This is a genomic window from Microvirga flocculans ATCC BAA-817 (assembly GCF_000518665.1).
GTDB classification, from domain to species: Bacteria; Pseudomonadota; Alphaproteobacteria; order Rhizobiales; family Beijerinckiaceae; genus Microvirga; species Microvirga flocculans.
In genome coordinates this window covers 89,070-96,238 of sequence record NZ_JAEA01000014.1, presented here as the reverse complement: position 1 = coordinate 96,238, position 7,169 = coordinate 89,070, and the positions used below count along the sequence as shown (strand labels likewise).

The following is a 7,169-nucleotide window of genomic DNA, read 5'->3' as shown; positions in this document are numbered from 1 at the left end:
AAGAGCCTGGTGCGCTCGTGCTGCGGGTTCCTGAAGAACTCGTCAGGGGTGTTCATCTCCACGATCTGCCCGTAATCCATGAAGATCACCCGGTCGGCCACCTGCCGCGCAAAGCCCATCTCGTGGGTCACGCACAGCATGGTCATGCCCTCCTCGGCCAAGCCCACCATGGTGTCGAGCACCTCCTTGACCATCTCCGGGTCGAGCGCCGAGGTCGGCTCGTCGAACAGCATGATCTTCGGGCTCATGCACAGCGAGCGGGCAATCGCCACGCGCTGCTGCTGGCCGCCGGAGAGCTGGCCCGGATACTTGTTCGCCTGCTCGGGGATCTTGACCCGGGTCAGGTAATGCATGGCGATCTCCTCCGCCTCCTTCCTGGGCATCTTCTTCACCCAGATCGGAGCCAGCGTGCAGTTCTCCAGGATCGTCAGGTGCGGGAAGAGGTTGAAGTGCTGGAACACCATGCCGACGTCGCGGCGCACCTCGTCGATGCGCTTGAGATCGTTGGTCAGCTCCGTGCCGTCGACGATGATGCGGCCCTTCTGGTGCTCCTCGAGCCGGTTGATGCACCGGATCATCGTGGACTTGCCGGAGCCCGACGGACCGCAGATCACGATGCGCTCGCCGCGGCGCACAGTCAGGTTGATGTCCCGCAGAACATGAAACTCGCCGTACCACTTGTGCACGTCGATCATCTGGATGGCGGGCTGGGCCTGGGAATCGGCCGTCGTGGGAGGAATGTGCTGAGCTGACATTGTCGTTGCCATGAATGCTTACCGTTTCTGACCAGCCGCAAGGCGCCGCTCGACCCCGAGCGAGTACCGCGACATGCCAAAGCAGAAGATGAAGTAGAACAGGGCCGCAAACGCATAGCCCGTGATGCCGATCGTGGGGGCGGCCCAGTTCGGGTCGATGCGCGAGGCCTCGATGGTCTTCACGAGATCGAAGATGCCGACGATGGCGACCAGCGAGGTATCCTTGAACAGGCCGATGAAGGTGTTCACGATGCCGGGGATCACGATCCGCAGAGCCTGCGGCAGGATGATGAGGGACATCATCTGCGGGTAGTTGAGGCCCAGGGACATCGCGCCCTCGTACTGGCCCTTCGGCATGGCCTGAAGGCCGCCGCGCACCACCTCGGCCATGTAGGCGGAGGCGAAAAGAGCGGTGCCGATGAGCGGACGCAGCAGGCGGTCGACCGTCATGTCGCCGGGCAGGAAGAGCGGCAGCATCGTGTTCGCCATGATCAGCACCGTGATGAGCGGAACGCCGCGCACGAACTCGATGAAGACCACCGAGGCGAGCCGCACGAGCGGCAGCTTCGAGCGCCGCCCGAGGGCCAGCACGATGCCGAAAGGCAGCGACACCACGATGCCGACCGTCGCCACCAGCAGAGTGACCAGGATGCCGCCCCACAGGGAGGTCGGCACATGGGCGAGGCCAAAATCGAAATCGACCAGGGCGAGCGTGATGCCGATGACCGCCACGATTCCGCCGCCCACAAGGAGTGCCGGACGCATCGACGTCTTCAGCACAGCCGCTACGAAGGCGAAGAGCGCGATCAGCAATGCGCCGAAGATCGCGAATCCGAGCCAGAAGCGGCCGCCGAAATCGGCGTTGCCGCCCGTGAGCAGGATGTAGGCGGCGACGGGGAACACCCAGAAGAAATAGACGGCTCCCAGATCGCGCCGCGGCGCCTTGAGCCACAGAAGCCAGACGACGCCCAGGGCGAGAAGGGCGAAGAAGATGTTCACCCGCCAGCGCTCCGATATCGTGTAGGAGCCGTAGACGAAGTAGTTGATCTTGTCCCTGATGAAGGCCCAGCAGGCTCCGCTCTCACTGCCGCCCGCATCGGCGCGGCAGGCGGCGCGGTCGGTCCCCGTCCAGACCGCATCGATGAACAGGAATTTCACCAGGGGCGGAACGCTGACATAAAGGAGGTAGAAGACGGCCAGCGTGAGGATCGTGTTGAAGGGGCCGGAGAACAGGTTCTCCCTGATCCAGGCGATGGGTCCGCGCGCAAGGTTGGGAGGAGGCAGCGCCTCCACCTGCTTGGCGCGGACAAAGCGCGGAATATCGACGGTGGCGTTCATGGAGATCTCCTACCGTTCGACGATCGCCACACGGCGATTGTAGATGTTCATGACGAACGAGGTCACGAGACTGATCGTCAGATACACGCCCATGGTGATGACGACGACCTCGATGGCCTGGCCCGTCTGGTTGAGCACGGTTCCCATGAAGACCTGCACCAGATCCGGATAACCGATGGCCACGGCGAGCGACGAGTTCTTCGTCAGGTTCAGATACTGGCTCGTGAGCGGCGGAATGATGACGCGCATGGCCTGCGGGATCACGACAAGCCGGAGGGTCTGGCCCGGCGTGAGCCCGAGGGAGCTCGCAGCCTCGGTCTGCCCCTTCGAGACAGCGAGGATGCCGGCGCGCACGACCTCGGCGATGAACGCGGCGGTGTAGGTCACGAGGCCGAGGAGCAACGCCACGAATTCCGGCAGGATCTGCATCCCGCCCGTGAGATTGAAGGTGCCCTTGCGCGGCAGCTCGAAGCTGACGGGGTTGGCGCCCGCCAGGGCCAGCAGGACCCAGGTCAGGACCGGCAGCCCGAGGACCAGGGCAAGCGTGACCTTGCCGACCGGATATTGCCGCCCGGTCTGCTCCTGCTGCTTCCTCGCCCACCGTCGATATACGAAGGTGCCGACGAGCCCGACGGCCAAGACCGCGATGAGGACCCACGCATCCGACGCGTAGATCGGCCGCGCCATGAAAAGGCCGCGCGAGTTCAGGTAGAAGCCCGCGCCCATCTCGAGGGAGTTGCGCGGCTGCGGCAGGGCTCCGAGGACCGCAATGTACCAGAACAGCAGCTGGACCAGCAGGGGGATATTGCGCAGGACCTCGACATAAACCATGGCGACCTTGGCCACCATCCAGTTCCTGGACAGGCGGGCGATGCCGATGAGGAAGCCGAGAATGGTCGTAAAGACGATGCCGATGGCCGAGACGATCAGGGTATTCAGGAGACCGACGAGGAAGGCGTCGCCATAGCTTCCGCCCGCCGCGCTGAACTGAACCAGCGTCTGGCTGATGTCGAATCCGGCCGTGTTGCTGAGAAATCCGAAGCCAGAGGCGATCTTGGCGCGCTGCAGGTTCTCGATGGCATTGGTCGCAGCGACATAGAACAGGAAGACGATCGCGGCGACGAGCACGACCTGATAGAAAATTCCACGAACCTTCGGATCGTACAGAAAAGATTTCTTAGGAGGCGATGTCTGGCTGGCAATGGTCTGCACTGAGTTCATCCTCTGACGGCTTTTATATTTTATGCCCGGCCGTCCTCCCTGTTCATGCTCTTAGCGATCCCATGAACGGGCGGCTTTTTTGTTCTTCTTCTTTTGATGAGGGCGCCCGGATGTTCCGGGCGCCCCTGATAGCGGAACGCTTAGCGGACCGGAATGCCGTACTGCAATCCGCCCTTCGTCCAGAGCGCGTTCTGGCCGCGCTTGATCTTCAGGCGCGAACCTTCGCCCACGTTCTTCTCGAAGACCTCGCCGTAGTTGCCCACGTGCTTGATGATGCGGACAGCCCAGTCGTTCGTCAGGCCGGTCGCCTCGCCGAACTTGCCTTCCGTGCCGAGAAGACGCTTGATCTCCGGGTTGTCGGAGTTCTTCATCTGCTCGACATTGGCCTTGGTCACGCCGAGTTCTTCGGCGTTGAGCATGGCCATGTGCGTCCAGCGGACGATATCGCCCCACTGGTTGTCGCCGTGACGGACGGCCGGGCCGAGCGGCTCCTTGGAGATGATCTCGGGCAGAACGATGTGATCGTCCGGAGCCGAGGCGCGCAGACGCTCGGAATAGAGGCCCGAAGCGTCCGTGGTGAAGGCGTCGCAACGGCCGGCATCATAGGCCTTGAACGTCTCGTCCGAGGTCGCGAAGGCCACCACTTCGTACTTCATGTTGTTGGCACGGAAGTAGTCGGCGAGGTTGAGCTCGGTGGTGGTGCCCTGCTGGGTGCAGATCGAGGCGCCGTTCAGCTCCTTGGCGGAGGAAACGCCGAGCTTCTTGCGGACCATGAAGCCCTGGCCGTCGTAGTAGTTGATGGCCGGGAAGTCGAGGCCGAGCTGCGTGTCGCGCGACATCGTCATGGTGGAATTACGGGACAGCACGTCCACCTCACCCGACTGGAGCGCGGTAAAGCGGTCCTTGGCGGCGAGCGGGATGAAGCGAACCTTGGTCGGATCGTCGAAGATCGCGGCTGCGATGGCGCGGCAGAGGTCGACGTCGAGGCCGGTCCAGTTGCCCTGGGCGTCAGGCTGGCCGAAGCCGGCAAGACCCGTGTTCGAGCCGCAGGTCAGAAAGCCCTTCTGCTTCACGCTGGCAAGCGTCGCCTGGGCCGAAGCGCCCGTGGCGAACAGGCTGGCAGTCAGACCGAAGGCAATCGATACGAGAGCCTTTTTCATGTTGCTATGTTCTCCCACTGTACGAAGACCCGCCGGATTCTGGTTGTACCCCCCAGACGAGCCCCGGTTAGACCGTTCCGCACCGCCTCGAGTGAGACGGTATCGCATCCATCAAATTCAATGATTGATCACCGGTCAAGTCTTGATGGAAGGCAATTCCTGCCCGTCTTGACGCCAGCGGCCGAGCGGTTTCAGATCGGGGCCCTCCTCATCAAGCCCTTGTAGCGATGTCAAAACTCCCCCCAAAGCCCCAAAACGTCTCCGAACGTACCCGCCTCGTCCATGCCGGCCGCGAGCCCTTCGAGCAGCATGGCTTCGTGAACACGCCGATCTATCGCGGCTCCACGGTGCTCTACCCCTCGACCGACGACCTGATGCACCGGCGCGGGCGCTATACCTATGGAACCAAAGGCACTCCGACCACCAACTCCCTCGAAACCGCATGGACGGAACTGAGCGGGGCCGCGGGAACGGTCCTGGCCCCGTCGGGGCTCGCGGCGGTCACGCTGGCCCTCATGTCCTGCCTCAAGAGCGGGGACCATCTTCTGGTGACGGACTCCGTCTACCTGCCCACACGGCAGTTCTGTAACGGCATCCTCAAGAAATTTGGTGTGGAAACCACCTATTACGACCCGCATGTCGGCGCGGGCATCGAAGCCCTGATGCGCCCGAACACGGCCGCCGTGTTCACCGAGGCGCCGGGCTCACAGTCCTTCGAGATGCAGGACATCCCGGCCATCGCCGAGGTGGCGCACCGTTATGGCGCGGTCGTGCTCATGGACAATACCTGGGCGACTCCCCTGCTCTTCCCCCCTCATGAGCGGGGCGTGGACATCGCCATCGAGGCGGGAACCAAATATCTGAGCGGCAACTCGGACCTGCTCCTGGGCATGGTCTCGGCCAACGAGCGCTGTTTCAAGCAGCTGCGCGAGACCTACGATGCCTTTGCCATGTGCCCTGGCCCGGAGGACGTCTTCCTGGGCTTGAGGGGCCTGCGCACCATGGCGCTGCGCCTCCGGGAGCATGAACGGCAGGCGCTCGACATGGCCCGCTGGCTCGAAGCCCGCCCCGAAGTTGCCAAGGTGCTTCACCCGGCGCTCGAGAGCGATCCGGGTCATGCGATCTGGAAGCGGGACTTCAAAGGCTCTTCCGGCCTGTTCTCGATCATTCTGAAACCCTGCTCCGACCGGGCCCTGGCGGCCATGCTCGACGGGCTCGCCCTCTTCGGCATGGGCTATTCCTGGGGCGGGTTCGAGAGCCTCGTGATTCCCTTCAACTGCGCCACCTACCGCACGGCCACCAAGTGGGAGCCGGGCGGTCATGCCTTGCGCTTCCATATCGGGCTGGAGGATCTGGACGATCTGAAGCGGGACCTCGACGCCGGTTTTGCCCGGCTGCGGGAAGCGGACGCCAAGGCCGCCTGACATCGTTTCCTGGCTTCGGCGGAGACTACCCTGCCGAAGCCTCGACCTCGGAGCCGGAGGCCACCATGCCCCCGGCCTTCTTCTTGGCCTTCGAGATGAGCATCAAGTTGCGGATGTAGATGAAGATCGACAGGGCCTGAGGCAGGATGATGACGATATCGCGCCGGGCAAAGCCATAGATCATGGTCATGATGCCTCCTGCGATGGACAGAAACCAGAAGCCCATCGGAATCACGCTCTTTTCCGCCTTTTCGCTCGCGATCCACTGCACGAGGAAGCGCGCCCCGAACACGAACTGGGCGAGCACGCCGAAGGCGGCCCACAGATCGAACCGGGCAACGACCAGATCGTAGAAATAGAGTCCCAGATCGTGGGAAAGACGCATCAACATCAGACGATTTCCTGAGCCATGGGAACGCGGCGGCGGCGGCGGATCAACCACCAGACTCCGGCTAAATCAAGGATGCCGACCCACAGGCGGTCGAACATCCCGTAATTGGAGCGGCCCGCATGGCGGGGCCGGTCGACCACGTCCACATGGGCGATCCGGTAGCCCTCGCGCTTTACGAGGGCCGGCATGAAGCGGTGCAGGGCATCGAAATAAGGCAGGCGCAGGTAGACGTCCCGTCGGAAAACCTTGAGCCCGCACCCCGTGTCCCGCGTTCCGTCCTTCAGGATCCGCCCGCGCACATTGTTGGCGATGCGGGACTGCCACTTCTTGTAGGTGCCGTCCTTGCGGCCCACCCGCTGCCCGGCGACCAGGGCAACCGCCGGATCGTCCAGAGCCGCCACCATCTGCGGGATGAAGGCCGGGTCGTTCTGGCCATCCCCGTCGAGGGTCGCCACGATGGGGCCGCGGGCGGCCTGCACCCCCGTCCGGACGGCTGCGCTCTGGCCGCAGCTCGCTTCGTGCCGCACGAGACGCAGCCAGGGCCGGGTCGCGCGGGCGCTCAGAACCTGCTGCGCGGTGTCGTCGGTCGAGCCGTCGTCAACATAGATCACCTCGAACGGGGCCAGCGGCGCGCAGGACCGCTCGATTTCCTCGACCAGGGGGAGGATGTTGAGAGCTTCGTTCTTGACTGGCACCACGACGCTGATGCGCGGGCTCGGCGAAAGGTTCGTCATCCATCCAGGGCCAATGCTGGCCACCCCTCAAAGCAAGTTTTGCAGCCTCTAAAGCATCGGACCCGAAAGTGGAATTCCTTTCGAGGCCGGCCTTAGCCTTCCGACGGCCGGAATACCACGCTTCGGCGACACCGGGCCTATTGAAG

7 protein-coding genes are annotated in these 7,169 nt (G+C 63.4%); 1 reads left to right on the top strand and 6 read right to left on the bottom strand.

The window, feature by feature from the left end; translation table 11 throughout:
- The 4 genes from L879_RS0116040 to L879_RS0116025 all read right to left on the bottom strand — a co-directional run.
- The coding region (locus tag L879_RS0116040; protein ID WP_438268225.1) for an amino acid ABC transporter ATP-binding protein at window positions 1–695 on the bottom strand (695 nt) is incomplete at its 3' end.
- 78 nt (window positions 696–773) lie between these two features.
- A complete protein-coding gene (locus L879_RS0116035) occupies window positions 774–2,093 on the bottom strand; it encodes an amino acid ABC transporter permease (RefSeq protein ID WP_027317010.1) in 1,320 nt (439 codons plus the stop codon).
- A 9-nt stretch (window positions 2,094–2,102) separates the two neighbouring features.
- Entirely contained in the window at window positions 2,103–3,314 is a 1,212-nt protein-coding gene (locus L879_RS0116030; protein WP_051435357.1) for an amino acid ABC transporter permease, read from the bottom strand.
- 140 nt (window positions 3,315–3,454) lie between these two features.
- The gene (locus tag L879_RS0116025) at window positions 3,455–4,474 is read right to left on the bottom strand and encodes an amino acid ABC transporter substrate-binding protein (RefSeq protein ID WP_027317008.1); all 1,020 of its coding nucleotides are present in this window, start codon (window positions 4,472–4,474) and stop codon (window positions 3,455–3,457) included.
- Between the two features lie 227 nt (window positions 4,475–4,701).
- On the opposite strand from L879_RS0116025, the gene metC reads away from it, so the two are divergent.
- Complete coding sequence (gene metC, locus L879_RS0116020) at window positions 4,702–5,898, top strand: cystathionine beta-lyase (protein ID WP_027317007.1); 1,197 nt, start codon at window positions 4,702–4,704, stop codon at window positions 5,896–5,898.
- Between the two features lie 25 nt (window positions 5,899–5,923).
- On the opposite strand, the gene L879_RS0116015 is transcribed toward metC, so the two are convergent.
- Together L879_RS0116015 and L879_RS0116010 are read right to left on the bottom strand one after the other, a co-directional pair.
- On the bottom strand, window positions 5,924–6,289 hold the full coding sequence (locus L879_RS0116015; protein WP_027317006.1) for a lipid-A-disaccharide synthase N-terminal domain-containing protein: 366 nt from the start codon (window positions 6,287–6,289) through the stop codon (window positions 5,924–5,926).
- On the bottom strand, window positions 6,289–7,023 hold the full coding sequence (locus L879_RS0116010) for a glycosyltransferase family 2 protein (protein WP_027317005.1): 735 nt from the start codon (window positions 7,021–7,023) through the stop codon (window positions 6,289–6,291). The genes L879_RS0116015 and L879_RS0116010 overlap by 1 nt, the downstream gene beginning before the upstream one ends.
- Between the last annotated feature and the right edge of the window lie 146 nt (window positions 7,024–7,169).